Origin of the sequence: Streptomyces sp. NPDC051286 (genome assembly GCF_044455345.1) — a bacterium.
GTDB lineage: Bacteria > Actinomycetota > Actinomycetes > Streptomycetales > Streptomycetaceae > Streptomyces.
In genome coordinates, this window is the sequence record NZ_JBITER010000154.1 from 1 (window position 1) to 1,381 (window position 1,381).

General features: G+C 69.2%; 1 protein-coding gene. It reads left to right on the forward strand.

The window, feature by feature from the left end; genetic code table 11:
• Positions 1-112: 112 nt before the first annotated feature.
• Positions 113-1,381 (forward strand): ISL3 family transposase (locus tag ACIBB8_RS37910; RefSeq protein ID WP_398959969.1); only part of this gene is annotated, 1,269 nt, incomplete at its 3' end.

Below are 1,381 nucleotides of genomic sequence, written 5' to 3' on the forward strand. Positions count from 1 at the left end.
GGCTCCCCTGTCGCTTCCGTGGGTCGTTGACCTGGGCTGATATGCAGAACACGCCGTACCCCGGCTACGTTTCGACTTGCGACGGTACGAAACGGAAGAACCTGGATACGGCGTGCAATCTGCAAGGATATGGACTCGGCTGCTCGGTGTCGAAAAGACCGTGATCGAGCGGGTCGAGGCCGAGGAGGGCGACCCGAGCGGCGACGGCCCGCAGGACGTGCTGATCGTGGTGCATGCCCGGCCTGCGCGGGGCCGACGGCTGCGGTGCGGGATCTGCGACCGGCGGTGCGCCAAGTACGACAACGGTGAGGGCCGGCGCCGCTGGCGGGCGCTGGACCTGGGCACGATCCGGGCGGTGGTCGAGGCCGACGCGCCCCGCATCTCCTGCCCCGAGCACAGGGTGACCGTGGCGGCGGTGCCCTGGGCGAGGCACGGCGCCGGACACACACTGCCCTTCGACGACACGGTGGCCTGGCTGGCCACGCACTGCTCGAAGACCACTGTCACCCAGTTGATGCGGATCGGCTGGCGCACGGTCGGCAAGATCTGCAGCCGCGTCTGGGCCGATGTCGAAAACCGGGTCGACCTGCTGACCGGTCTGCGCCGGATCGGTATCGACGAGATCTCCTACAAGCGCCACCACAAGTACCTCACCATCGTGGTCGATCACGACTCGGGCCGGCTGGTCTGGGCCGAAGCCGGCCGGGACGCGGCCACGGTGCGCAAGTTCTTCGACCTGCTCGGCGCCGAACGCTCGGCGAGGATCACCCACGTGAGCGCGGACGCCGCCGAGTGGATCTCCAAGGTCGTCGCCGAGCGCTGCCCGCAGGCGGTGCGGGTGATGGACCCGTTCCACGTCGTGCAGTGGGCGACCGAGGCCCTGGACGAGGTCCGCCGCCAGGTCTGGAACACCGAGCGCGGCGGCAAGGGCCGCGCCACGGCGGGCTCGAAGTCCCTGAAGAAGGCCCGCTGGGCGCTGTGGAAGCGGCCCGAGGACCTCACCGTCGGACAGCAGGCCCAGCTCGCGTTCATCGCCAAGGCCCACCCGGTTCTGCACCGTGCCTACCTCCTCAAGGAGGGCCTTCGAATGGCGCTCAAGCAGGGCCAGGACACCGTGCAGGCCCTGTGGGGCTGGGTCTTGTGGGCCCGCCGGTCCCGCCTCGCACCGTTCGTGAAGCTGCAACGCGCCATCGTGAGGCACTGGGACGCCATCATCGCCGCCGCCGAGCACGGGCTGAGCAACGCGCTGGTCGAGAGCATGAACACCAAGATCCGGCTGATCACCCGTATGGCCTTCGGCTTCAAGGACGCCACCGCCCTCATCGCCCTCGCCATGCTCACCCTCGGCGGACACCGCCCCCACCTACCAAGCCGTCAAACC